At 52.9% G+C, this 395-nt stretch carries 1 protein-coding gene; it reads left to right on the top strand.

Annotation, left to right across the window (positions count from 1 at the left end):
- Positions 1-83: 83 nt before the first annotated feature.
- The gene (locus tag ACM6IQ_RS23830; protein ID WP_017340383.1) at positions 84-392 is read left to right on the top strand and encodes a PepSY domain-containing protein; all 309 of its coding nucleotides are present in this window, start codon (positions 84-86) and stop codon (positions 390-392) included.
- Positions 393-395: the final 3 nt, after the last annotated feature.

A 395-nucleotide genomic window follows, 5' to 3' on the forward strand; every position in this document is an offset into this window, starting at 1 on the left:
ACGTGACCAAGGAATTAAGCCTGAATTAAGTTGCCACAGTTAATCTGGACTCACTTAAACGGCTCACCCAAGGAAAGAACCTCATGAAGACTTTGACTGCCCTGTTCACCGCTGCTGCCCTGACCCTCACCGCTGGCCTGGCGCAAGCTGCTGACGTTCTCGTTGATCAGATCCCTCAACTGGTCAAGGACGGCAAGATCAAGCCGCAGGAAGAGCTGAACCAGATCGTTCTGAAGTTGCATCCGGGTGCCACGATTACCGACAGCGACCTGGACAAGCATTCCAAAATCTACGAGTACGAAGTCGAACTGCGTGACGCCAAGAATGTTGAATGGGACGTGGACTTGAACGCCGCCACCGGCGAAGTCCTGAAGAACAAACAAGACGACTGATCC

The sequence above is a fragment of the Pseudomonas sp. IT-P100 genome (genome assembly GCF_949767185.1).
GTDB classification, from domain to species: Bacteria; Pseudomonadota; Gammaproteobacteria; order Pseudomonadales; family Pseudomonadaceae; genus Aquipseudomonas; species Aquipseudomonas fluorescens_B.